This is a genomic window from Streptomyces sp. NPDC012637 (assembly GCF_042954805.1).
Lineage (GTDB): Bacteria > Actinomycetota > Actinomycetes > Streptomycetales > Streptomycetaceae > Streptomyces.
In genome coordinates this window covers 197,896-219,764 of the sequence record NZ_JBIBDS010000003.1, presented here as the reverse complement: position 1 = coordinate 219,764, position 21,869 = coordinate 197,896, and the positions used below count along the sequence as shown (strand labels likewise).

Below are 21,869 nucleotides of genomic sequence, written 5' to 3'. Positions count from 1 at the left end.
CCACCAGTAGGAGTGGTCCATGGCCGCCACGGAGCCCAGCCCCGAGATTCTCGCCGCCTTCGAGGCGGCCAAGGGCTTCATGCCCGTCAAGGAGGGGCTGGCCCTGTACGAGGCCGCCGCCGAGGCGGCGAAGCTGGGCCTGCCGCTCCTGGAGGTCGGTACGTACTGCGGACGCTCGACGATCCTGCTCGCGGACGTGGCGCGGCGGGCGGGCACGGTGGCGGTGACCGTGGACCACCACCGGGGCAGCGAGGAGCAGCAGCCGGGGTGGGAGTACCACGACCCGACCGTGGTCGACCCGGAGGTCGGCGTGATGGACACGCTGCCGACGTTCCGCCGGACCCTGCGGAAGGCCGGACTCGAGGAGCACGTGATCGCGGTCGTCGGCCGTTCCCCGCAGGTCGCCCGGGTGTGGGCCGGGCAGCTGGGCTTCGTGTTCGTCGACGGCGGTCACACGGACGAGCACGCCACGAACGACTACGAGGGCTGGGCCCCGAAGGTCGCGCCGGGCGGCGTCCTCGTCATCCACGACGTCTTCCCGAACCCGGAGGACGGCGGGCAGGCCCCGTACCGCATCTACCTCCGTGCGCTGGAGTCCGGCGACTTCGAGGAGATCTCGGTCACCGACTCCCTCCGCGTCCTGCGCCGCCGCTCCTAGACCGGGGCGCCCGCCGCCCCCGTGCCCGCCACCGCGCGCGTGAAGGCGTCGGGGTTGTCGAACATGACGTTGTGCCCGGCGCCGGGGACGGTCACCACGGCCACGCCGGCGGCCCTGAGGCCGTCGGCACCGGGGAGTTCGCCGCTGAGTTCGCCCTGGAGGTAGACCCGCTCGACGCGGGACTCCCGGAACATCTCCCGCATCACGGGTTCGGTGCCCAGCACCAGATGGGCCGCCGTGCGGTGGAGCGCGAGCGGGTCCGCCAGGCGCATGGTGGCCGCCCAGGCGGGGCCGACGCGCTCCAGGACGCGGGCGAAGCCGTCGCCCCTGACGAACTCCTCCTCCGTGTACGAGGCGATGCCGCTGCTGCCCGCCTTGGGCGGGGGGAACGGGTCGAGGTTGCCTTCGGTGACGACCAGGCGGGACACGAGGTCGGGCCTGCGGTGGGCGAGGACGATGGCGACCGCGCCGCCCATGCTGTGTCCCGCGATCACTCCGCCGCGCACCCCCGCCTCGTCGAGCGCGGCGGCCAGCGCGTCCGCGTGGTCCTCCAGGCTGTAGCCGAAGTCGGCGGGCCGGTCGCTGATGCCGTGCCCGGGCAGGTCCACGAAGAGGATCCTGCGCCCCGCGAGTTCCGGGCGGGCCGCGATGTGCGCGTGGTAGACGGTCGAGGCGGCGCCGAGGCCGTGCACGAAGACCGTCGCCGGCCTCTCGCCGGGTCCCGCCTCGGCCGTCACCGGCCCGCCCGGGACCGCCTCGCCCGTCTCCGACCTGCCCGGGACCGCCTCGGCCGTCACCGGCCCGCCCGGGACCGCCTCGCCCGTCTCCGACCTGCCCGGGACCGCCTCCCGCCGGCTCTCCTCGCCCTGCGCCTCGGTCCACCTGATCATGCTGCCCCGCGCGTCGAATCGTGCCTCACGCACCGTCCGCCCCCCGTTTCCGTGTCCACCTCGGTCTGCCACCGGCGTGGCGACGACGGGACCATACCTCGCTGACGCAGTACTACGCCACCGAGGTACAACGGTGATGCGGGAGAATGGGCCCATGCTGGAACTGTCGATCCTCGGATTCCTCCACGAAGCCCCGCTGCACGGCTACGAGCTGCGCAAGCGCATCACCGCGCTCACCGGTCACGTGCGCCCGGTCGGCGAGTCCACGCTGTACCCGGCGATCAAGCGCCTGGAGAAGGCCGGGCTCCTGGCGCGCGAGACCCGGCAGGGCCCCGCCGCCGCGCCGCGGCACGTCCTCAGCCTCACCGCGGACGGCGGGCGGGAGCTGCGTCGCCGGCTCACCGAGGCCGAGGGCACCGACATCACGGACGAGAACCGCTGGTTCACGCTGCTGGCGTTCCTGCGCCACCTGGACGACCCGGCCGCACAGGCCACCGTCCTGCGGCGCCGGCTGGCCTTCCTCGACGAGCCCGCGAGCTTCTTCTACGACGGCGAACGGCCGTTGCGGGCGGAGGAGTTGGACGATCCCTTCCGGCGCGGCGTGCTGACCGTGGCCCGGGCCACCAGCGAGGCGGAGCTCGCCTGGCTGCGGGCCACGGTCGCCGATCTGGAGGCCGCGCGGTCCTAGGGCGCGTCTCCTCCGGACACGCCCCGGCCGTCAGCCGTTCGGGGTGCCGCCCAAGCGGATCACCCAGCGGCGGGAGTTGTCGGAGTCGCAGGTGAACTGGACCATCCGCACGTTGTTCTCGGTCGACCGGCCACCGGCCACCGTGGCGCACTTGCCCGTCTGGACGTTCACCAGCTTGTAGGACGTGCCGCCCCAGTCCGCCAGGCGCCAGCGGCGCGAAGGGTCGGAGTCGCAGGTGAACTGGACGAGAGGAACGTTGTTCTCGGTCGACCGACCGCCTGCGACCGTGGCGCACTTGCCGCTCTTGGCATTCACCAACTGGTAGGAATCGCCGTTCCAGTTGGTGATCCGCCATCGGCGCGACGGGTCGGTGTCGCAGTCGAACTGGAGCAGCTCGAGGTTGTTCTGGGCGAGTGTGCCGCCGCTGAAGGTCATGCACTTGCCGGTCTGGAGGTTCCTGAACTGGAAGGTGCCGCCGGAGATCCGGGCCTCGGAGGAGGAGAGGGAGGAGTCGGCGGTGTTCGCCGCGGGGCGGGCCACCGCGGGTACCGGCAGGAGCAGGGTGCTTCCGGCCAGGAGGATCGTCGACGTCGTCAGAAGACGACGGGAGCGCGTTTCCTTGCGTGGACGCATGGGACCGCTCCTCTCTTGCAATCTTGGTCGCGCGTTCGAGTTCGTGCCTTCGAGGTCGCGCGTTCGAGGAGGGAGGGGACGACGGCGCCTTTACCACTATCAGCGGGTCCGGTGCCCCGCGCAAACGCGGGGCACCGGACCCGTTGCACGGTCAACTTGTCAGCCGAACAGCGAGGTCACGTAGAGGCAGTTGGTGTAGGTGTAGCCCGACTCGATCTTCGCCGTGCTGCCCTTCTTCACCTCCGCCGACGTGCGTGTGCTGTCGCGCTTCTGGAGCATCTGGTAGTTGCCCGGCGGGAGGGTCAGCGTCCGCTTCGGGTACTTCGACGACGGGCCCGAGCAGGCCTTGACCTTGCCGCCCACCGGCAGGATCCCCGGGTACGCCTTGCAGCCGCCGCAGGCCGGGAGGGTGATGCGACCGGTGACCGGCCCGGTGTAGAGGAGTTCGACCTCGCCGGGGCCGTCGTTGCTGACGACCATGACCATGCCGGAGCCGTCCGACGTGGCGCCCGAGGGGACCTTGTTGCCCGCGGCCGGCGTCTCCTCGGCGATCTCGGCCGCGATGGCGACGTTGCGGGCCTGGGCGGTCTGCGGGCTGTCCGGGTAGGCCTTGGCGTAGTCGTTCATCGTCGAGATGGCCTCGCTGTACTCCTTCTTCTTGAACTGGTCGATGCCGCACGCGAAGTCACCGCGCTGGATCGACCTGCCCACGTCCTTGCCGAGCGAGGCGAAGGCCGCGCCCGGCAGCGCGTCGACCGTCGTGTCGAAGCGGCGCAGGTCCTCGGCGGTGGCGCAGGGCGCGACGCCGACGGACTTGTCACGGGCGCGCAGGGCCTCGCGGAGGGTCGGCTCGACCTTCTGCGCGAAGGGCGACTGCGGGAAGGTCGTGAGCAGGGCGTTGAGGTGCTCGGCCGAGCTGGTCTCCTGCCCGGCGTTGCCGGCCGTGCCGGTGCCGCACTCGAACCACGACTCCGCCAGCGGCTCGTCGGCCCGGCCGACGATGGTGCCGAGCAGGGCGCGGTCGACGGTCCGCGGCAGGTCGCGCAGGTGCTTGAGGGCCGGGACGGCCTTGCAGTAGTCCTTCTTGCCGTACGCGGCCGCCACCGACGCGTAGTAGGTCTGGAGGCGGTCGGGGACGAGCTTGCCGGCCCGGGACCCGGAGTGCTTCGTGCCGATCCGCTGGTAGGTGTCGAGGGCCGAGCGGTAACCGGCCTCCGCGCTGGTGAACGCCTGCCCCTCGCCGTCCTTCACCTGCTTGTCGGCGGCGGCGAGCTGCTCCAGGAGCAGCTGCTCCTTCGCCTCGTCGCGGGCCGCGCCGTACGCGAGGCCGCCGCCCACGGGCACCGCGAACAGCACGAGCGCGAGCGGCACGACGAGGCCCTGGCGGGCCGAGGCCCAGGAGGCGAGCGGGGTGCGGCGGGCGCGGCGGGCCGCGTCCAGGGCGGCCAGGACCAGGAAGACGCCGTACGCGACGAGCACTCCGGCCGGAATGCCGTCGGGGTCGGCGGGCAGGGCCGTCACGAGCAGCGCGACGGTGGCCGCCCAGCAGACGACCGCGCCGATCCACTGGCGGAGCAGCACGTAACCGAGGCCAAGGCAGGACAGGTTCAGGAGGCCCGCGGCCACCGCGTTGGGCCAGGGCTGGGGCGGAGGCGGGGGCGCCGCGGGAGGCACGGCCCCGAACGCGGGTCCGGGCGCGGGTCCGGGCGCGGGCCCGAACGCCGCCGCCTGCGTGCCGGGCGGCGGCACCGCGTCGTACACCGGCGCGTGCGCGGGCGGCGGAGGCGGAAGCTGGGGCGCCTCGGGCGCCTGAGGCGGCTGCGGCGCTTGGGGCTGCTGCGGCACCTGAGGCGACTGCGATGCCTGGGTTGGCTGCGACGGCTGCGGCGCCTGGGGCTGCTGCGGCACGTGCGGCTGCTGCTGGGGCACCTCGGGTGCCTGGGGCGCCTGGGGCTGCTGCGGCACGTGCGGCGCCTGGGGCGACTGCTGCTGCGGCGTCTGGGGTGGTTGCTGCTGCGGCGGCTGAGGCGCCTGACCGCCCGTCCACTCCCAAGGTGATGGGTTTCTTCCGGTGGTGCCGTGGTCGTGTTCGTCCCCCGCCACAGGTCCCCCCTTGTGGTCGTCGTGGTTTTCCCCACTTACCCTTCACCCACCCCTCACACACGTGATGCCCGTACGGTTCCGGTGCGGGCATTCCGGCTCCGGACCGCCTACAGTCGCGGGGTGCCGTACGACCACCGGAAGCTCCTCGCGCTCGCCCTGCCCCTGGCCCTGCCGCTCGCCCTGACCGCCTGCGGCGGGCCCGCCGGGTCGGCCGCGCCCCAGTCGTCCCGTACCGCCGACGCCAAGGGCGCCACCACGTCGTCCGCCTCTTCGGCCGCCTCCTCGGGTGCCTCTCCGGCCACCACCCCGGCCACCGCCCCCGCGCTTCCGCTCGCCGGGCGGACCGTCGTCATCGACCCCGGCCACAATCCGGGAAACTTCCGGCATTCCTCGGAAATCAATCAGAAGGTGGATATCGGCTCCACTCGTAAGGAGTGCGACACCACCGGCACCTCCACGAACGCCGGCTACACCGAGGCGGCCTTCACCCTCGATGTTTCACACCGTCTTCGCGATCTCCTCAAGAAGCAGGGCGCCGAGGTGGTCCTCGTCCACGACGCCGAGCGCCCCTTCGGGCCCTGCATCGACGAGCGCGCCCGGATCGGCAACGCCGCGAAGGCCGATGCCGTCGTGTCCGTGCACGCGGACGGGTCGGCCACCGGCAACCGGGGCTTCCATGTGATCCTGCCCGCACGGGTGAGCGGCGGTTCCGCCGACACCGCGAAGATCGTGGGCCCGTCCCGTACCCTCGGCGAGAAGCTCGTCTCGCACTTCGCCCGCGCCACCGGCTCCGCGCCTTCCAACTACATCGGATCCGGTACCGGGTTGGACGTCCGTGACGATCTCGGGGGCCTCAATCTCTCGACCGTTCCCAAGGTCTTCCTCGAATGCGGCAATATGCGTGACCCGAAGGACGCCGCGCTGCTGACCGACGCCGCGTGGCGCCAGAAGGCGGCGCAGGGGATCGCGAACGGCATCGGCGCCTACCTGAAGGGGTAGGACCGGAGGGCGATCGGGCAACCGATAGATTCGCTCCGTACGATGGGGCGCCCCCCGTGCTTCCGCGCCACCCGACGAGACGAACCGACGAAGGACTTCTTACGTGAATATCCGCTCCCTCACCCGAGGCGATGGCGTGTTGATCGGTGCAGCGGTGGTGCTGTTCATCGCCTCGTTCCTCGACGTCGCCGGCTGTGACGCGCCGGACAACATCTGCGACCAGGTCGAGTCGGCGTTCTCCTGGGAGATGTCGCCGCTCGGCTGGGGCTCCTTCTTCCTGGGCATCGCCGGTGCCGCGCTCGTGATCGTCTCCCGCGCGCTGCCGCAGCCGCGCAAGGTGGCCGGTCTCGAGCTGGGCCAGGTGGGCGTCGCGTTCACCATCGCCTCCGCCTGGACGATGCTGATGTGGGTCTTCGAGTCCTCCAACGCCGGCGCCGGTCTGATCCTCGGCGTCATCGCCGCGCTGGTGCTGGCCGCCGCCGCGGTCGCCGGCCCGCTGGTCCCGGCCCTCCAGGGCCCGCTGCTCGGCGCGCCGAAGCCGCAGGCCCCGCAGCCGCCGTACGGCATGCAGCCCGGCCAGGGCGGCGTGCCCGGCGGCTACGGCTACCCGGGCGCCCAGCAGCAGCCGTACGGCGCCCAGCCCGACCCGTCGCTCGGCGGCCAGCCCTACGGCGCGCAGCCGCAGGCGCACCAGCCGCAGCCGGGCCCGGGTCCGCAGGACGCCGCCCAGCAGCACCAGCAGCCGCAGGCCGCGGCGGCTCCGGCCGGCGACTTCACCGCGTTCTGGTTCGCGGTCCCGGCCGCCCGTCCGCTGTACGCGGAGGACGGCTCGGCCGCGCCGATCGCCGAGCTGGCGCCGGGCACCTGGTACCTGGCGGTCGAGCAGCGCGGCCAGGCGCTGGTCGCGCAGACGCAGGACGGCCGCCGAGGTGTCCTCCAGGACACCACCGGCATCCAGCGCGGCTGACCCGCGGGACGCGCGCTCTTCCCCGACGGCCCCCCGCCCGGATCCCTTCCGGGCGGGGGGCCGTTGCCGTACAGTCCGAAACCGTCGTAACTGACACATCGTCAGAAAGGCTGCGCGGCATGCGACTCGGACTCGCCCTCGGCTATTGGGGCCGCGGCCCCTCCCCCGCCCACGTCGAACTCGCCCGCGAGGCCGAGCGGCTCGGCTACGACTCGGTGTGGACCGCCGAGGCCTGGGGCTCCGACGCCTTCACCGCGCTCACCTGGATCGCCGCCCACACCTCGCGGATCCGGCTCGGCACCGCCGTCGCGCAGATGGCCGCGCGCACGCCGACCGCCACCGCGATGCACGCGCTCACCCTCGACCACCTCTCCGGCGGGCGGATGACGCTCGGGCTCGGACTGTCCGGGCCGCAGGTCGTGGAGGGCTGGTACGGGCGGCCGTTCCCGCGCTCGCCGCTCACCGCGACCCGCGAGTACGTGGACGTGGTGCGGCAGGTGCTGCGCCGCGAGGCGCCCGTCGCGCTCGACGGGCGGTACCACCCGCACCCGTACACCGGCGCCGACGGCACCGGCCTCGGCAAGCCGCTCAAGGCCATCACCCATCCCCTCCGCGCCGACCTGCCCGTCCTCCTCGGCGCCGAGGGCCCCAAGAACATCGCGCAGACCCTCCGCATCGCCGACGGCTGGCTGCCGCTCTACTGGTCGCCGAGCCGCTGGGCCGAGGTCTACGCCCTCCCCGACGTCCTGCCGGAGGGCTTCCTGGTCGCGCCGATGGTCCGCGCCCAGGTGTGCGACGACGTCACCCAGGGGCTGCTGCCCGTCAAGGCGATGCTCGGCTTCTACATCGGCGGCATGGGGCACGCGGCCCGCAACTTCCACGCCGACCTGATGGCACGCATGGGCTACGAGGCCGAGGCCCGGCACATCCAGGAGCTCTTCGCCGCCGGGCGGCGCGAGGAGGCGGTGCTCGCGGTGCCGGACGCCTTCGCCGACGAGATCTCCCTCGTCGGACCACGGGAGCGGATCGCCGAACGCCTCGCGGCATGGCGGAAGGGCCCGGTGACCGACCTCCTGGTCACGGCACCGGACCCCGCCACGCTGCGGACGCTCGCCGAACTGGGCCTCTGAGGCCCGCCGGAAGGGATCAGCCGCCGCCCAGCTGCGCCGTGCTCGGCACCTTGTCGACGACCTCGGCGCCCGCGCTCTTCCCCGCGTCCTTGACGCTGTTGATGATGCCTTCGAAGGCGCCGACGTCGCCGGCGGTCGCCTCGCCCCTGCGGAGCTTCGTACCGAGGTCCTTCAGGGACTCGATGCCCGCGGGCAGCGGCGCCACCGCCTTGGAGAGCAGTGGATCGCCCTTGGCGTTGTTCACGGCCGCCTTGAGGCGGTTGTAGGTGAAGGCGCCGGCGAGGCCCGCCTTCACCAGGGCGAAGGTCCGCCCGTCCGCGCCCTTCTTGAACTTGCCCTCGCGGTACGGCTTGACGATCCACTGGTAGGTGGCGCCCGCCGCCAGCCCGGCGTTGGCGACGAACCGGGTCTTGGCCAGCTTCTGCTGCTCGAAGCTCGCCGAGGCCGTCGGCGTGCCGTCCGCGCTCGTCGTCATGCTCTGCGCGCTGTCGCCGCCGCACGCGGCGGTGGTCGCGAGGAGCGTGCCGGACAGGAAGAGCGCGACGACGGCGCGGCGCGCGCGTATGAAGCTGGGCACGAAGAGACCTCCCTGGGGCCCCGGGGAACCGTGGCGCCAGCCTCGCCGCGGGACCGGAAGCACGCCAGCGGAGGGCGGCCGTACGGGTTCGGCCGTCCCTGATCCCTAGCAGCCCCGCTCGCATTTCCGCAGGTCAGGGGCGCGGGACGTCCCTCGGCGTCCCTGGGACGGCGGCGCCTCTGGCCCGGGACCGCGGCCCGTCGGAGAGTGGATCACCGGCCCGGTACGGATCCGGGGGCGGGAGGTTCGGAGCGGGATGGTCAGAGGCCGTGTGTGCACCAGTGGCGGCCGGTGTCGGTGGTTCTACGGGAGGCCCGACGCCCGGCTGCGGCCGGGCGTCGGCACGTACCGGGGGTTCCGCTCGACGGCGGGCGTGCGGCAGGAGCGGCTCGTGGTGCCGAGCGGGCGGGTGTCGCTGCTCATCGGCTTCGGCGGCGGGATGCGGGTCCGGGGGGCCGCCGGGCGGCACACCTCGCTGGTGTCGGGGCTGCACACCCGTTCCCGGGTGCTGGGACACGACGGTGACGTGCACGGCGTGGAGCTGACCCTGGTGCCGTGGGCGGCCCACCGGCTCTTCGGCACCGCCTCGCTCGCCGAGCTCGCCGACACCCTGGCCGACCCGGCCGAGGTCCTGGGCCCCCGCGCCCGGGACCTGGCCGAGCGCCTGGCGGCCGCCGCCACCTGGCCCGAGCGCTTCGCGCTCCTCGACGAGACGCTGCTGCGGTGGACGGCCGGGGACACCGCAGGACCGTCCTCGCCCGTCCTGGAGGCCTGGCACGTGCTGGAGCGGTCCGCCGGCAGCCTGCCGATCCGCGAGGTCGCCGCCGTCACCGGCTGGAGCCTGCGGCACCTGGAGGCCCGCTTCCGCGAGCAGATCGGCATCACGCCGAAGCGGCTGGCCCGGATCCTGCGCCTGAACCGGGCGATCCGGGAGCTCACGCAGGGCACCGGGTCGGCCGACACGGCCGTGCGGTGCGGCTTCTACGACCAGGCGCACCTCAGCCGGGAGTTCACGTCGATGACGGGCCTGCCGCCGGGGCGCTTCCTGGCGGCGAGCGGTGGGGCGAGTGCGTGGCTGGCCGGCTGAACGGGCCGCCGCACGCACCGCGATTTCGTCCAATACGAGGCCGCGCGGCGGATGTCAGCCTGTCTGCGCGCGGTCCCGGGGCCCGGCGACACGGGGGTGTGCCGGGCCCCGGCCCCGCTCCCTACGGCTGGTGCGCCTTCTCCTGGCTCGGGACGAAGGGGCCGGTGCAGGTGGGCTTGGGGTTCTTCTTCACGGACGCGCAGGCCCAGACCTGGCCGTCGTCCGGGGCCGCGATCAGCGGGGTGTAGACGTCGCGGTCGTAGTGGACGACGTCGGCCTGGGCGGCGCCGTCGGAGTTGTTGACGACGACGGTGTCGCCGACCTGTGCGAAGGAGATCCGGCCCCAGGCGGCCTGACAGGCGTGGCTGTAACGGAGCTCGATGACGAGGTCCTTGGGGATGGAGCCCGTGCGTACGGTGACCGCGTCGGCGCCGCAGTTCATCTTCTTGGGGTCCCGGCCCTCGCACGCGGTCAGCGTGCAGCCGGTCGCCGGGACGCCCACCTTCGCCTTGGGCTTCGGGGGCGGCGGCGCGGACGGCTCGTCGGCGCGGGAGAGGGCGACGGCGGCGTACGTGGCCGCGCCCGCCACCAGGAGGACGGCGAGGGCGAGCGAGCCCCAGAGGGTGCGCCGCGAGCGGGGCTTCCCGGGCGCCGCGGTCTCCGTGGCGTGCGCGTCCGTGGCGTCCGGCTCCGGTGCTTCCGGCTCCTGCGCTGCCGGTGCCTCCGCCTCGGGCGCCGTGCGCCGGGCGTCCTCCTCGTCCCAGAGGGAGAGGAGGGGGGCCGGATCCGTCTCACAGAGCTTCGCGAGGCTCTCGACCGCGTCGCGCGGCGGGAACTGTTTCCCGTTGACCCACCGCTCCCAGGACGACTTGGCGTAGTGGGTCTTCTCGCTGAGCTGGGCGAAGCTCGCTCCTGACGCCTTCTTCAGCGCGAGCAGTTCGCCCGCAAGGTCCTTGACCGACCCCGCACGGTCCATCTTGACCGATTCTCCCTGTTATGCATGTCCATGCCAGTCATGGACGTGCACATCCTAGAGCGGGCTGACCAGCCGGTTTTACGTGCACCAGGCACGAATCAGCCGCAGCAGTCGGGCTCCAGACCGCGCGGCAGACGCTCGCCGCCGAAGACCGCGACCGTCGCCTCGTCGCCCCCGAGCGCCGCCACCGCGAGCAGCAGCGAACCGGCGGTCCAGGTGGTCTGCTCCTCCGGCCAGACGGCCTGGTTGCCCTCGAAGACGTAACCCGTCCAGTAGTTGCCGTTCGCGGCCCGCAGGTGGCCGATGGAGGTGAGGATGTCCAGGGCCCGGTCCGACTCGCCCATCGCCCACAGGGTGAGGGCGAGCTCGCAGCTCTCGCCGCCGGTCACCCACGGGTTGGGCAGCACGCAGCGCACACCGAGGCCCGGCACGACGAAGTCGTCCCACTTCGCGTCGATCCGGGCCTTCGCCGCGTCGCCGGTGACCGCGCCGCCGAGGACCGGGTAGTACCAGTCCATCGAGTAGCGGGACTTGTCGAGGAAGCGCTCGGGGTGGCTGCGGATCGCGTGGCCGAGCGCACCGGCCGCCAGCTCCCAGTCCGGCTGCGGCTCCTCGCGCTCCTCGGCGATGGCGAGGGCGCAGCGCAACGCCTGGTGGATGGAGGAGCTGCCGGTGAGCAGGGCGTCGGTCACGGGCGTGCCGTCGGCCTCGCGCTTCCAGCCGATCTCGCCGCCGGGCCGCTGGAGCCCGAGGACGAACTCGACGGCCGCGTAGACGACGGGCCACATCCGGTCGAGGAAGGCGTCGTCGCCGGTCGACAGGTAGTGGTGCCAGACGCCGACGGCTATGTAGGCGACGAAGTTGGACTCCAGGCCGCGGTCGGTGACGTCCTCGGGGTCGCCGTCGTGGTAGGCCGCGTACCAGGAGCCGTCGGCGTTCTGGTGCCGGGCCAGCCACTCGTAGGCGCGGCGCGCGGCCTCGTGCTCGCCGGCGGTGTCCAGGGCCATGGCGGCCTCGGTGTGGTCCCACGGGTCCAGGTGGTGGCCGCGGAACCACGGGATGGCGCCGTCCTCGCGCTGGACGGCGAGGATGCCGGCGACGGTCGCGGCGGCCTGTTCGGCGGTGAGGACCCCGGGCAGGACGAGGTGCTCCGCCATCCGCTCGGGAAGGGTCACTTGGCGTCGGCCTTCGCGGGCTCGGTCCCGGCGGCGTCGGCGTCGGCCTTCGCGGTCCCGGCGGCGTCGGCGTCGGCCTTCGCGGTCCCGGCGGCGTCGGCCTTCGGCAGGTGGGGCTTGGTCGCGTAGGCCACGAAGCTCTTGCCGACGACCGGGTTGAGCAGCTGCTCGGCGACCCGGGTCACGGCGGGCTTCTTCATGATGTCCCAGACCAGGAGCTTGTGGTACGCGCGGACCGGCAGCGCCTTGTCGTTGTCGACGCCGAAGGCGCACTTGAGCCACCAGTACGGCGCGTGCAGGGCGTGGGCGTGGTGGGTGCCGTACGGCCTGAGGCCGGCGCCGCGCATCTTGGCGAGCAGTTCGTCGGCCTTGTAGATGCGGATGTGGCCGCCCTCGACCTCGTGGTACTCGTCGGAGAGCGCCCAACAGATCTTCTCCGGGCCGTAGCGCGGGACGGTGACGGCGATCCGGCCGCCGGGCTTGAGGACCCGGACCATCTCGGCGAGCACGCCCTTGTCGTCCGGGATGTGCTCCATGACCTCGGAGATGATGACGACGTCGAAGGACTCGTCGGGGAAGGGCAGGTTGAGCGCGTCGCCCTCCATGGCGGTGGCGCTGGCGCCGGCCGGGGCCTCACCGGCCTCCTTCATCGCGGCGAACCACTTGGCGACCTCGCGGATCTCCTCGCCGTTCTGGTCGAGTGCGACGACCTGGGCGCCGCGCCGGTAGCACTCGAAGGCGTGCCGGCCCCCGCCGCAGCCCAGGTCGAGCACGCGGTCGCCGGGGGCGAGCGGGAAGCGGGTGAAGTCGACGGTCAGCACGGAGTCTGCCTTTCAGTGGCGTCGCGGGTCGCGGAGGTGAGGTGGCCGCGGTGTCGGTGGCTCAGTGGCGGGGTGCCGCGGCGCGGCCCTGGCGGGCGAGGGCCTCGCGGTAGAGGTCGGCGGTGCCCTGGGCGGCGCGGGCCCAGGTGAAGTTGGCGAGGACCCGGTCGCGGCCGGCCCGGCCGAGGCGGGCCCGCAGCTCCGCGTCGCCGAGCATCCGCCCGAGCGCGGCGGCGAGCGCTCCCGCGTCGCCCGTGGGGACGGCCAGGCAGGTCTCGCCGTCGGGTCCGGCGACCTCCGGGATGGCGCCGCCGGTGGTGGCGACCAGCGGGGTGCCGGTGGCCATGCCTTCGGCGGCGGGCAGCGAGAAGCCCTCGTAGAGGGAGGGGACGCAGGCGACCTGGGCGGAGCGGTAGAGGTCGACGAGCTCGGCGTCGCTGACGCCCTTGACGAACCGGACGGCGCCGTCGAGCCCGTACCGCTCGATGGCCTGGGCGACCGGCCCGTCCTCGGCGCGCTTGCCGACGACGACGAGGTGGGCGTCGGGGTGCTCGGTACGGAGCTTGGCGAGGGCCTCGATCAGGAAGACCAGGCCCTTGAGCGGCACGTCGGCGCTGGAGGTGGTGACGATCCGGCCGGGCACCTCGGCGACGGACGGGTCCGGGGACCACAGGTCGGTGTCGGCACCGATGTGGACGACCTCGATCCGGTCCTCGCGGACGCCGAGGTGCTCGACGATCTCCTGGCGGGAGGTGCCGGAGACGGTGAGGACGGACGGCAGCCGGCGGGCGACCCGCTTCTGCATGCGGGTGAAGGCGTACCAGCGGCGGACGGAGGCGCGGCGCTTCCAGTCGGCGGCGGCGTCGAGTTCGAGCTGCCGGTCGACGGTGATGGGGTGGTGGATCGTGGTCACCAGCGGGGCGCCGATCGCGCGCGGGCCGCCGAGGAGTCCGTAACCGAGGGTCTGGTTGTCGTGGACGACGTCGAAGTCGCCGCGGCGGGCGGCGAGCATGCGCCGGGCGCGCAGCGAGAAGGTGAGCGGCTCGGGGAAGCCGCCGGTCCACATGGTGGCGACCTCGAGGCCGTCGATCCAGTCCCGGTACTCGTCACGCCCGGGCGTGCGGAAGGGGTCGGGCTGGCGGTAGAGGTCGAGGCTGGCGATCTCGGTGAGCGGGACGCCCTCGTCGAGGGTGGGGTACGGCTGGGAGCCGATGACCTCGACGCTGTGGCCGAGGCGGGCGAGCTCGCGCGAGAGGTGGCGGACGTAGACGCCCTGGCCGCCGCAGAACGGGTTCCCCTTGTACGTGAGGAGAGCGATCCGCAACGGACGGTCACCGCCCGGGCCGGCTCCCTGTCGGGGGCTTGCCTCTATGGCCTCCGCGGTCAACTGCGACCCCCTTCGAGCGTGCTTTTCGCGGGAGCGTAACCGCCCGCGCTAATCTAGAACAAGTTACAGACTTGATCGCGAGACTTGATCGCTCATGATCTTCTTGATCTGCTTGACCGATCTGCTCGACCGATCTTCTTGATCCTTCGAGGAGCACAGAATCTACCGGCAGGTAGCTCCGTCGGGAGATCCGGAACAGGTGATTCGCGCCACGGCCGTCACCCGTCCATACTGTCGCTCCGCCACCGCACGGCACCGCACGGAACGGGACCCCATGAACGCGGAAGACAGACCTGCGTCGCCGCCCCTGACAGAGCGCCAGGAGGCACGCCGTCGGCGCATCCTGCACGCCAGTGCGCAGCTGGCCGGACGCGGCGGTTTCGACGCCGTACAGATGCGGGAGGTCGCCGAGGCGGCCGGAGTGGCGCTCGGCACGCTCTACCGCTACTTCCCGTCCAAGATCCATCTCCTGGTCGCCACGATGCAGGACCAGCTCCAGCACATGCACACCACGCTCCGCAAGCGCCCGCCCGCGGGCGAGGACCCGGCCGAGCGGGTGGCGGAGACCCTGATGCGGGCCTTCCGCGCGCTGCAGCGCGAACCGCAGCTCGCGGACGCGATGGTGCGGGCGCTGACCTTCGCCGACCGGAGCGTGAGCCCCGAGGTCGACACGGTGTCGCGGCTGACGACCGCGATCATCCTGGACGCGATGGGGACGGAGCACCCGACGCCGGAGCAGCTGTCGGCGGTGCGGGTGATCGAGCACACCTGGCACTCGGCGCTGATCACCTGGCTGTCGGGACGGGCCTCGATCGCACAGGTGAAGATCGACATCGAGACGGTGTGCCGGCTGATCGACCTGACCGCGCCCGGACCCGCGAAGGGGTCCGGACGCGGGTGACGTCGGTGGCGTCGGTGACGTCGGCGAGATGTCGGTGGCGTCGGTGGCCGGCCGGTTCGTGGCGCCGGCCGGGTCGGTGGCGCCTGCGACGCGAGTGACGGCCGGCGGGATGCCCGCGACGCGAGTGACGCCGACGAGACGTCGGTGGCGCCTGAAGTCCGTCGTCAGGACTGCTTGTTCTTCTCCAGGTCGGCCTTGAACAGCGCCTCGCACACGGGCGTGCTGTCGCTGGCGATGAACATCACCATCTTCACCGGGCCCATGCTGTGGTCGCTGGCCTTCAGCTGCCAGCTGCCCTTGGTCATCGTCTGGATCGTCGAGCCGCCCTGGGAGATGTTCTGGCCGGGCTTCCAGTCGCCCTTGCCGAGAGCCGCGACCGTGTCCGTGTAGGACTTCTTGGGGTCGGCGGCCTTCTTGGCGTCGGCGGTCCAGGAGACCATGCACTTCTCCAGGCCGGGCGGAATCTGCTCGCCGGTGGCGTCCTGCACGAAGCCCGCACCGGTCGCCGCGGTCTCGATCTCGGTCCTCACGGCGTCGGCCGTCAGGGCCTCGCCGCCACCGGCCTCCGAGCCGCCCGTCGTCGAACCGGCCGAGGAGGAACCGCCGTTGGCCGAACCGCCCTTGTCCGAGCCGCCGTTGCTCCCGCAGCCCGCGATCAGCAGCACCACACCGGCGGCCGCGGCCACCCTCCCCCAAGTTCTCGACTTCGCTCGAACAGGGGGTACCCCCATCGCCTTGCGCACAACACTCCCAAATCCGTGCGCACGAAGGCCTCTTGCCCTCGTGATCAAGGCAGTAGTTTTGCATATGGGAACCACCGTCTCCCGACCGAGAACGGGGCGTAGCGGGGTCCGGCGGGCACCCGGGCACGGCGATCAGTCGCGCCAGTACTGCCGGATGCCCGTGTCCGGATCGATACCCGACCGCTTGAGGCAGGCTTCGTCGAAGGCCGCCAGGCTCAGCGTCCCGGTCTGGGGCCAGCCACGGAACTCCGACACCAGGGTCCAGCCGCGCTTCTTGAACACCTGCTGGACCACGAAGACCGTCCCGTCCTTGGCCTTGCGCTCCTTCCGCCGGCCGGCCTGCTTCCAGTCGCGGTCGCGGAGCTCGCCGGCCACCGCGTCGTATCGAGGGATGTCGAGCCGCTCGCGGTCCGTTCCGTACGCCTTGTACATGACCGTGCAGCTGCCCAGCGAGCCGGGGGCAGCGGGTTCCTTCTCCGTCTCGGCCCAGTCCGGGTCCGTGGGCGGAGCCCCGGCTTCGGCGGCCGAGGCGTCGAGCTCCGCCCGCACCCGCTCCCTCGTGAACGGCCCGGAGTCCTCGGGCCGTGCCGTAGTGCTCCCGGTGGTGCTCCCCGCCGCGGCGGGGCCGCCGGCACCGGCGTGGGCACCGTTCTCGGCGCAGCCCCCGGCGCCCAGCACGACGGCCACGGCGGCGGCCGCGGCGGCCGCGGTGGCACGCAGCGGCCCCGATCTCCTCGCCATCGCCTTCACGTCCGCGTCCACTTCCACATTCGATCCCCTCCCTGGTCACGGGGGACCTTTCACCCCCGTGATCGAGGGAGAAGTGAACCACGCGGCCGCTACTCCTCCGGAGGGAACACCGGCTCGCCGCCGTCCGCCAGGGCGATCGAGATCGCCTCCACCGGGCAGCCCTCCGCCGCAGCGAGGATCCGCTCGTTCGCGTCGGACTCCGGGTCGCGCGGGTGGGACTGGCGGGCGGCGTCGAGGCGGAAGCCGTCCGGGGCGTGGTTGACGCACATGCCGGAGCCGATGCAGACGCCTCGGTCGACCTCCACGTGCCAGCGGTCGCCCATCACGCCCCACCCGGCCCCTCGTAACCGGCGGGCAGGTGGATCATCTTGTGCTCCAGGTACTCGGACAGGCCCTCGGGGCCGAACTCCCGGCCGAGGCCGGAGTTCTTGTAGCCGCCGAACGGGCCGAGCATGTCGAGGCTGAAGGTGTTGACGTTGAAGGTGCCGGTGCGGACCCGGCGGGCGAAGTCGACGCCGTGCTCGACGTCGCCGGTCCAGACGCTGCCGGAGAGGCCGTAGTCGGAGTCGTTCGCGATCCGCAGGGCCTCGTCCTCGTCCTCGTACGGCAGGAGACAGATGACCGGCCCGAAGATCTCCTCGCGGGCGATCCGCATCGAGTTGTCGACGCCGCCGAAGAGGGTCGGCTCGACGTACCAGCCGCGGTCCAGGCCCTCCGGACGGCCGCCGCCGGCGAGGACCTTGGCGCCCTCGGCCTGGCCGATGCCGATGTAGTCGAGGGAGCGCTGCTGCTGGCGGCGTGCCACGAGCGGGCCTACCTGGGTGGCCGGGTCGAGCGGGTCGCCGACCACGAGCGCGCCGGCCGCCGCCGCGAAGGCCTCGGCGATCTCCTCGTAACGGGAGCGCGGGGCGAGGATGCGGGTCTGGGCGACGCAGGCCTGGCCGTTGTTCATCCACGCGGCGGGCACGATCCCGGCGACGGCGGCCGCCACGTCGGCGTCGGGCAGGACGACGGCGGCGGACTTGCCGCCGAGTTCGAGCGTGACGCGGGTGAGGTTGCGGGCGGCGACCTCCATCACGCGCCGGCCGGCCGCGACCGAGCCGGTGAAGGAGACCTTGTCGACGCCGGGATGCCCGACCAGGTACTCGCTGACCTCCCGGTCGGCGGGCAGGATGGAGAGGACGCCCTCCGGCAGGCCGGCCTCGGCCGCGATCTCGCCGAGGATGTACGAGTCGAGCGGCGACTCCGGCGAGGGCTTGAGGATCACCGCGCAGCCGGCGAGCAGCGCGGGGCCGAGCTTGGCGGCGGCGGTGAACTGCGGCACGTTCCACGGCACGACGGCGGCCACCACGCCGACCGGCTCGCGCCGCACGAGCAGCGGCCCGAGGACTCCGGAGCGCCGCTCCTCGAACGCGTACTGCCTGGCCACGGTGATGGCCGAGTCCCACACCATCATCGCGCCGAGCGCCTGCGCGAGGACGGACCAGGAGTAGGGGGACCCGTTCTGGGAGCTGATGGAGCGGGCGATCTCCTCGTGCCGTACGGCGATGGCGTCCTTGATCCGCCCGACGACCTCGATCCGCTCCTCCAGCGTGGCCCGCGGCCAGGGCCCCTGGTCGAAGGCGCGCCGCGCGGCGGCGACGGCCCGGTCGACGTCGGCCTCGGAGGCGTGCGGGACCCGGCCGATGACCTCCTCGGTGTGCGGGGAGACCACCTCGATGACCTCGCTGCCGAGCGGGTCGGTCAACTCGCCGCCGATGAACAGTTTTCCGTGCTCCACAAGCTCGGTCATGACCGACTGCCTCCCGGAACCACGCAGTATCTGACTGTGTTTCAGAACTGATACCAGTTCTAGTTATAGTGGGCAATGGTCGAGCAAGTGCCTTGCCGGTAAGCAGAGATGAGGACGCTCATGACGCAGGTGACCGACGCGGTGACCGAGCACGGCGGGGGCGTCTGGTCGCTGCGGGTGCCGATTCCGGACAACCCGCTCGGGCACACCCTGGTGCACGTCCTCGACACCGACCGCGGGCCCGTGCTCGTCGACACCGGCTGGGACGATCCCGACTCGTGGACCGAACTAACCGCCGGCCTCGGCGCGTTGGGACTCTCCCCGGCCGACGTCCACGGGGTGGTCGTCACCCACCACCATCCCGACCACCACGGCCTCTCCGGCAGGGTGCGCGAGGAGTCCGGCGCCTGGATCGCCATGCACGCCGCCGACATCGCCGTCGTCCGCCGCACCCGCGACGCCGAGCCCGGGACCTGGCTCGACTACCTGGCCCGCAAGCTCGCCGCAGTCGGCGCGCCCGAGGAGCACACCGCGCCGCTGCTCGCCGCCCGCGCCGCCGGCGGGCGGATGCGGACGCTGCCCGGACTGCGCTCCGCCCTGCCCGACCGCGAGATCGTGCCCGGCGAGCTCCTCGACCTGGCCGGCCGACGGCTGCGCGCCGTGTGGACGCCCGGCCACACACCAGGCCACGTCTGCCTCCACCTGGAGGAGGCCCACCCGGCCGGGCTGCCCGGCCACGGCAGGCTGTTCTCCGGCGACCACCTGCTGCCCGGGATCAGCCCGCACATCGGTCTCTACGAGGACCCCGACGACTCCACCGTCACCGATCCCCTGGGCGACTACCTCGACTCGCTGGAGCGGATCGGCCGGCTCGGCGTCGCCGAGGTGCTCCCGGCCCACCAGTACGCCTTCGCCGACGCCGCCGGCCGGGTCCGCGAGCTCCTCGCCCACCACGAGGACCGTCTCACCGGTCTCCTCGCGCTGCTCGCCGTGCCTCTCACGCCCTGGCAGCTCGCCGAGCGCATGGAGTGGAACCGCCCCTGGGACCGCATCCCGTACGGCTCCCGCAACATCGCCGTCAGCGAGGCCGAGGCCCACGTCCGCCGCCTGGTGAAGCTGGGCCGCGCCGAGCCGGTGCCGGGCACGGACCCCGTGACGTACGTGGCCGTGTGACGTGCGTGGCCGTGTGACGCACGAGGCCGTGCGACGCACGAGGCCTTGCGACGGCGGGGCCGCATGACGCGCGTGGCCGTGCGACGACGCGGCCGTACGACGCCCGAGGCCGTGTGACGCACGAGGCCGTGTGACGTACGGCTCCGGGAGCGGCCCGGGCCCGGCCGGTAAAGTGGGCGGTCGTCGTCATGCCCGTACTGGGGGAAGCCGGTGGGAATCCGGCACTGACCCGCAGCCGTGAGCCACCGCAGTGGTGGCGAGTCGGAATGCCCGGTACGGGACGTGAGCGCCGGCACCGTCGAGGAATACGGCGCCGGAGGCTGGCCCCCCGGGGTGCCGGTGTCCGGTGCCCGCAGAGAGGGACCCATGATCAGCGTTCGCCGCGCCGCCGCCGCACTCGCGGCCGGTGCCGTGCTCAGCACCACCGTCGCCGGAGTGGCCGCCGCCGCGCCCTCGCCGACCCCCTCGCCCGTCAAGATCCCGGCCGGGCTCTACGGCAAGACCGACCCGACCTACGACGGCGTCTGGCGCCAGTCGCTCGCCTTCCTCGCCCAGCGCACCTCCGGCATCCAGCCCGCCGACCAGGCCGTGGACTGGCTGCTCGGCCAGCAGTGCGCCAACGGCGGCTTCGCCGCGTACCGCCCCGAGCCGGCGAAGGCCTGCGACGCCAAGACGATGCTGGACAGCAACTCCACCGCCGTCGCCGTCCAGGCGCTCGGCGCGGTGAAGCGCCAGTCCGCCGACCCGGCGAAGACCGACAAGGCCGTCAAGGCGGGCGTCGAGTGGCTGAAGAGCGTCCAGAACAAGGACGGCGGCTGGAGCTACCTGCCCGGCGGCCCCAGCGACGCCAACTCCACCTCGATCGTCATCGGCTCCCTCGCCGCGTCCAGCGTCCGGCCCGGCGGCGTGAAGTCCGCCGACGGCAGGACCCCGTACGACGCGCTCCTCACCTTCGCCCTGCCGTGCACGGGCGAGGCGGCCAAGGGCGCGGGCAGCGAGGCGGCCAAGGGCGCGGCCGGCAGCGCCGGGGCCTTCGCCTACCAGCCCGACAAGGACGGCAAGCTCCTCGCCAACGCGGACGCCACCGCCGCCGCCACCCTGGCCGGCCTCGGCAAGGGCATCACCGCCCGCGGCGCGCAGCCCGAGCAGAAGCCGGTCTGCACGGACCAGAGCGCCAAGCCGACGCCCGAGCGGGCCGCCCTCAACGGCGCCTCCTACCTCGCCGCGCAGCTCGCGGGGACCGGCCACCTCACCGCGCCTCCGATGCCCGGCGCCTCCGGGCCCGCCGAACTGCCCGACTACGGCAACACCGCCGACGCCGTCGTGGCGCTCGCCGCCTCCGGCGCGAAGAAGGAGGCCACCGGCGCGCTGGCCTGGCTGGAGAAGAACTCCGCGAACTGGGCCGAGACCAGCGGCCCGGCCGCCTACGCCCAGCTCGTCTTCGCCGCGCACGCGATGGACACCGACCCGCGCAGCTTCGGCACCGTCGACCTCCTGGAGAAGCTGAACGCCACCGGCCCCGCTCCCAAGGCCCCCGACAACTCGCAGGCGTCCGCGGGCGCCGACGAGGACGAGGGCGGCTTCGACGTGTGGTGGATCATCGGGATCGGCACGGTCGTCGGCGTCGGCATCGGCTTCCTCCTGAGCGGCCGCAAGAAGTGAGGACCCGGCTCGCCGCGGGCGTCGGCGCCGCGATCCTGACGCTCGCCGTCGCGGCGCCCGCCGGTGCCGAGTCCGGCTACCGCTACTGGTCCTTCTGGGAGGACCAGGGCGCGGGCGCGGGCGCGAAGTGGGGCTACGCCTCGCAGGGCCCGGCGACCGCCCGGCCCGCCGACGGCGACGTCGTCGGCTTCCGCTTCGCCGTCAGCCGTGACGCCGCCGACGCGACGCAGCCCTCCGCCGTCCCCGACTTCACCAGGATCTGCTCGGGCGTCGAGCAGAAGGCCGGCACGAAGCGGGTCGCCGTGGTCGTCGACTTCGGCGGCGCCGAGGACGCGCCGCCCGGCGAGGCCCCGCCGCGACCGGCGGTGCGGACGCACTGTCCGCAGGTGCGGGAGGACGCCACCGCCGCGGAGGCGCTCGCGGCGGTCGCCAAGCCGCTCCGGTACGACAGCAACGCACTGCTGTGCGGGATCTCCGGCTATCCGCGGCAGGGCTGCGGCGAGCAGGTGGCCCTGCCGGAGACCACCCCGGGGACGAAGCCGTCGGGGACACCCGCGGGCCCGGCCTCGGCGGCCTCGGCGAACCCGCCCGCCCCGTCGGACACCGGCGGTCCGTCCCTCGGCCTCGTCGCGGGCGGAGCCGCCGTGCTCCTCCTCGGCGCCGCGGGCGTCTGGCAGGCCCGCCGCCGCGGTCGATGACGGCGGATCGCGGGCAGGACCCCCGGCGCGTCGCGAACTCGCGACCGGCCGGGGCCGGC

22 protein-coding genes and 1 riboswitch are annotated in these 21,869 nt (G+C 73.1%); of the genes, 10 read left to right on the top strand and 12 right to left on the bottom strand.

What is annotated here, in order from left to right:
* Positions 1 to 19 precede the first annotated feature (19 nt).
* Positions 20 to 658, top strand: coding sequence for a class I SAM-dependent methyltransferase (locus tag ACFY8W_RS14040; protein ID WP_391104417.1), 639 nt, complete (start codon positions 20 to 22; stop codon positions 656 to 658).
* Here ACFY8W_RS14040 and ACFY8W_RS14035 read toward each other — a convergent pair.
* Positions 655 to 1,581 (bottom strand): alpha/beta fold hydrolase, encoded by a 927-nt coding sequence (locus ACFY8W_RS14035; RefSeq protein ID WP_391104414.1) that lies wholly within the window; start codon positions 1,579 to 1,581, stop codon positions 655 to 657. The two genes, ACFY8W_RS14040 and ACFY8W_RS14035, sit on opposite strands and share 4 nt — an antisense overlap.
* 121 nt (positions 1,582 to 1,702) lie before the next feature.
* On the opposite strand from ACFY8W_RS14035, the gene ACFY8W_RS14030 reads away from it, so the two are divergent.
* A complete protein-coding gene (locus ACFY8W_RS14030; RefSeq protein WP_391104411.1) occupies positions 1,703 to 2,236 on the top strand; it encodes a helix-turn-helix transcriptional regulator in 534 nt (177 codons plus the stop codon).
* A 30-nt stretch (positions 2,237 to 2,266) separates the two neighbouring features.
* On the opposite strand, the gene ACFY8W_RS14025 is transcribed toward ACFY8W_RS14030, so the two are convergent.
* Entirely contained in the window at positions 2,267 to 2,869 is a 603-nt protein-coding gene (locus tag ACFY8W_RS14025; RefSeq protein ID WP_391104408.1) for an RICIN domain-containing protein, read from the bottom strand.
* A gap of 159 nt (positions 2,870 to 3,028) precedes the next feature.
* The gene (locus ACFY8W_RS14020) at positions 3,029 to 4,834 is read right to left on the bottom strand and encodes a hypothetical protein (RefSeq protein ID WP_391104405.1); all 1,806 of its coding nucleotides are present in this window, start codon (positions 4,832 to 4,834) and stop codon (positions 3,029 to 3,031) included.
* A 258-nt stretch (positions 4,835 to 5,092) separates the two neighbouring features.
* On the opposite strand from ACFY8W_RS14020, the gene ACFY8W_RS14015 reads away from it, so the two are divergent.
* The 3 genes from ACFY8W_RS14015 to ACFY8W_RS14005 all read left to right on the top strand — a co-directional run bounded on the left by ACFY8W_RS14015 (position 5,093) and on the right by ACFY8W_RS14005 (position 8,068).
* Entirely contained in the window at positions 5,093 to 5,971 is an 879-nt protein-coding gene (locus tag ACFY8W_RS14015) for an N-acetylmuramoyl-L-alanine amidase (RefSeq protein WP_391104402.1), read from the top strand.
* A 103-nt stretch (positions 5,972 to 6,074) separates the two neighbouring features.
* Complete coding sequence (locus ACFY8W_RS14010) at positions 6,075 to 6,938, top strand: hypothetical protein (protein ID WP_391104400.1); 864 nt, start codon at positions 6,075 to 6,077, stop codon at positions 6,936 to 6,938.
* A 119-nt stretch (positions 6,939 to 7,057) separates the two neighbouring features.
* Entirely contained in the window at positions 7,058 to 8,068 is a 1,011-nt protein-coding gene (locus ACFY8W_RS14005; protein ID WP_391104397.1) for an LLM class F420-dependent oxidoreductase, read from the top strand.
* Between the two features lie 16 nt (positions 8,069 to 8,084).
* Here the strand turns inward: ACFY8W_RS14005 and ACFY8W_RS14000 are convergent, their stop codons facing one another.
* Positions 8,085 to 8,645 carry a hypothetical protein gene (locus tag ACFY8W_RS14000; RefSeq protein ID WP_391104395.1) on the bottom strand — a complete coding sequence of 187 codons (561 nt, stop codon included), beginning with the start codon at positions 8,643 to 8,645 and terminating at the stop codon, positions 8,085 to 8,087.
* A gap of 256 nt (positions 8,646 to 8,901) precedes the next feature.
* On the opposite strand from ACFY8W_RS14000, the gene ACFY8W_RS13995 reads away from it, so the two are divergent.
* Complete coding sequence (locus ACFY8W_RS13995) at positions 8,902 to 9,732, top strand: helix-turn-helix domain-containing protein (RefSeq protein WP_391104393.1); 831 nt, start codon at positions 8,902 to 8,904, stop codon at positions 9,730 to 9,732.
* A 121-nt stretch (positions 9,733 to 9,853) separates the two neighbouring features.
* Here the strand turns inward: ACFY8W_RS13995 and ACFY8W_RS13990 are convergent, their stop codons facing one another.
* The 4 genes from ACFY8W_RS13990 to ACFY8W_RS13975 all read right to left on the bottom strand — a co-directional run bounded on the left by ACFY8W_RS13990 (position 9,854) and on the right by ACFY8W_RS13975 (position 14,091).
* On the bottom strand, positions 9,854 to 10,708 hold the full coding sequence (locus tag ACFY8W_RS13990; RefSeq protein WP_391104390.1) for a DUF2690 domain-containing protein: 855 nt from the start codon (positions 10,706 to 10,708) through the stop codon (positions 9,854 to 9,856).
* A gap of 98 nt (positions 10,709 to 10,806) precedes the next feature.
* Positions 10,807 to 11,865 (bottom strand): prenyltransferase, encoded by a 1,059-nt coding sequence (locus ACFY8W_RS13985; RefSeq protein ID WP_391105522.1) that lies wholly within the window; start codon positions 11,863 to 11,865, stop codon positions 10,807 to 10,809.
* Positions 11,866 to 11,879: 14 nt separating this feature from the next.
* Positions 11,880 to 12,704 carry a methyltransferase domain-containing protein gene (locus ACFY8W_RS13980; protein ID WP_391104388.1) on the bottom strand — a complete coding sequence of 275 codons (825 nt, stop codon included), beginning with the start codon at positions 12,702 to 12,704 and terminating at the stop codon, positions 11,880 to 11,882.
* Between the two features lie 61 nt (positions 12,705 to 12,765).
* Positions 12,766 to 14,091 (bottom strand): glycosyltransferase, encoded by a 1,326-nt coding sequence (locus ACFY8W_RS13975; protein ID WP_391104385.1) that lies wholly within the window; start codon positions 14,089 to 14,091, stop codon positions 12,766 to 12,768.
* Positions 14,092 to 14,365: 274 nt separating this feature from the next.
* Between ACFY8W_RS13975 and ACFY8W_RS13970 the strand changes: the two genes are divergently transcribed.
* Positions 14,366 to 14,992, top strand: coding sequence for a TetR family transcriptional regulator (locus ACFY8W_RS13970; protein WP_391104382.1), 627 nt, complete (start codon positions 14,366 to 14,368; stop codon positions 14,990 to 14,992).
* 164 nt (positions 14,993 to 15,156) lie between these two features.
* Here the strand turns inward: ACFY8W_RS13970 and ACFY8W_RS13965 are convergent, their stop codons facing one another.
* The 4 genes from ACFY8W_RS13965 to ACFY8W_RS13950 all read right to left on the bottom strand — a co-directional run bounded on the left by ACFY8W_RS13965 (position 15,157) and on the right by ACFY8W_RS13950 (position 18,277).
* Positions 15,157 to 15,678 carry a hypothetical protein gene (locus ACFY8W_RS13965; protein WP_391104379.1) on the bottom strand — a complete coding sequence of 174 codons (522 nt, stop codon included), beginning with the start codon at positions 15,676 to 15,678 and terminating at the stop codon, positions 15,157 to 15,159.
* A gap of 189 nt (positions 15,679 to 15,867) precedes the next feature.
* Positions 15,868 to 16,497: a hypothetical protein gene (locus ACFY8W_RS13960; protein ID WP_391104376.1), complete on the bottom strand. Its 630-nt coding sequence runs from the start codon at positions 16,495 to 16,497 to the stop codon at positions 15,868 to 15,870.
* 77 nt (positions 16,498 to 16,574) lie between these two features.
* Complete coding sequence (locus tag ACFY8W_RS13955) at positions 16,575 to 16,808, bottom strand: ferredoxin (protein WP_386865446.1); 234 nt, start codon at positions 16,806 to 16,808, stop codon at positions 16,575 to 16,577.
* Positions 16,808 to 18,277 carry an aldehyde dehydrogenase family protein gene (locus ACFY8W_RS13950; RefSeq protein ID WP_391104373.1) on the bottom strand — a complete coding sequence of 490 codons (1,470 nt, stop codon included), beginning with the start codon at positions 18,275 to 18,277 and terminating at the stop codon, positions 16,808 to 16,810. The genes ACFY8W_RS13955 and ACFY8W_RS13950 overlap by 1 nt, the downstream gene beginning before the upstream one ends.
* A gap of 120 nt (positions 18,278 to 18,397) precedes the next feature.
* Here ACFY8W_RS13950 and ACFY8W_RS13945 point away from each other — a divergent pair, with 120 nt between their 5' ends.
* The 3 genes from ACFY8W_RS13945 to ACFY8W_RS13935 all read left to right on the top strand — a co-directional run bounded on the left by ACFY8W_RS13945 (position 18,398) and on the right by ACFY8W_RS13935 (position 21,810).
* Positions 18,398 to 19,450, top strand: coding sequence for an MBL fold metallo-hydrolase (locus tag ACFY8W_RS13945; RefSeq protein WP_391104370.1), 1,053 nt, complete (start codon positions 18,398 to 18,400; stop codon positions 19,448 to 19,450).
* A 200-nt stretch (positions 19,451 to 19,650) separates the two neighbouring features.
* A riboswitch (cobalamin riboswitch) is annotated at positions 19,651 to 19,722 on the top strand.
* 94 nt (positions 19,723 to 19,816) lie between these two features.
* A complete protein-coding gene (locus tag ACFY8W_RS13940; RefSeq protein ID WP_391104367.1) occupies positions 19,817 to 21,112 on the top strand; it encodes a prenyltransferase/squalene oxidase repeat-containing protein in 1,296 nt (431 codons plus the stop codon).
* A complete protein-coding gene (locus ACFY8W_RS13935) occupies positions 21,109 to 21,810 on the top strand; it encodes an SCO2322 family protein (RefSeq protein WP_391104364.1) in 702 nt (233 codons plus the stop codon). Before ACFY8W_RS13940 ends, ACFY8W_RS13935 begins: the two co-directional genes overlap by 4 nt.
* The last annotated feature ends 59 nt before the right edge of the window (positions 21,811 to 21,869 follow it).

Coding starts and splice junctions, on each gene's coding strand:
- ACFY8W_RS14030 (WP_391104411.1), top strand. CDS start 1,703: ATGCTGGAACTGTCGATCCTCGGATTCCTCCACGAAGCCCCGCTGCAC.
- ACFY8W_RS14025 (WP_391104408.1), bottom strand. CDS start 2,869: ATGCGTCCACGCAAGGAAACGCGCTCCCGTCGTCTTCTGACGACGTCG.
- ACFY8W_RS14005 (WP_391104397.1), top strand. CDS start 7,058: ATGCGACTCGGACTCGCCCTCGGCTATTGGGGCCGCGGCCCCTCCCCC.
- ACFY8W_RS13945 (WP_391104370.1), top strand. CDS start 18,398: ATGACGCAGGTGACCGACGCGGTGACCGAGCACGGCGGGGGCGTCTGG.
- ACFY8W_RS13955 (WP_386865446.1), bottom strand. CDS start 16,808: ATGGGCGACCGCTGGCACGTGGAGGTCGACCGAGGCGTCTGCATCGGC.
- ACFY8W_RS13995 (WP_391104393.1), top strand. CDS start 8,902: ATGGTCAGAGGCCGTGTGTGCACCAGTGGCGGCCGGTGTCGGTGGTTC.
- ACFY8W_RS13950 (WP_391104373.1), bottom strand. CDS start 18,277: ATGACCGAGCTTGTGGAGCACGGAAAACTGTTCATCGGCGGCGAGTTG.
- ACFY8W_RS14040 (WP_391104417.1), top strand. CDS start 20: ATGGCCGCCACGGAGCCCAGCCCCGAGATTCTCGCCGCCTTCGAGGCG.
- ACFY8W_RS13990 (WP_391104390.1), bottom strand. CDS start 10,708: ATGGACCGTGCGGGGTCGGTCAAGGACCTTGCGGGCGAACTGCTCGCG.
- ACFY8W_RS13940 (WP_391104367.1), top strand. CDS start 19,817: ATGATCAGCGTTCGCCGCGCCGCCGCCGCACTCGCGGCCGGTGCCGTG.
- ACFY8W_RS13985 (WP_391105522.1), bottom strand. CDS start 11,865: ATGGCGGAGCACCTCGTCCTGCCCGGGGTCCTCACCGCCGAACAGGCC.
- ACFY8W_RS13970 (WP_391104382.1), top strand. CDS start 14,366: ATGAACGCGGAAGACAGACCTGCGTCGCCGCCCCTGACAGAGCGCCAG.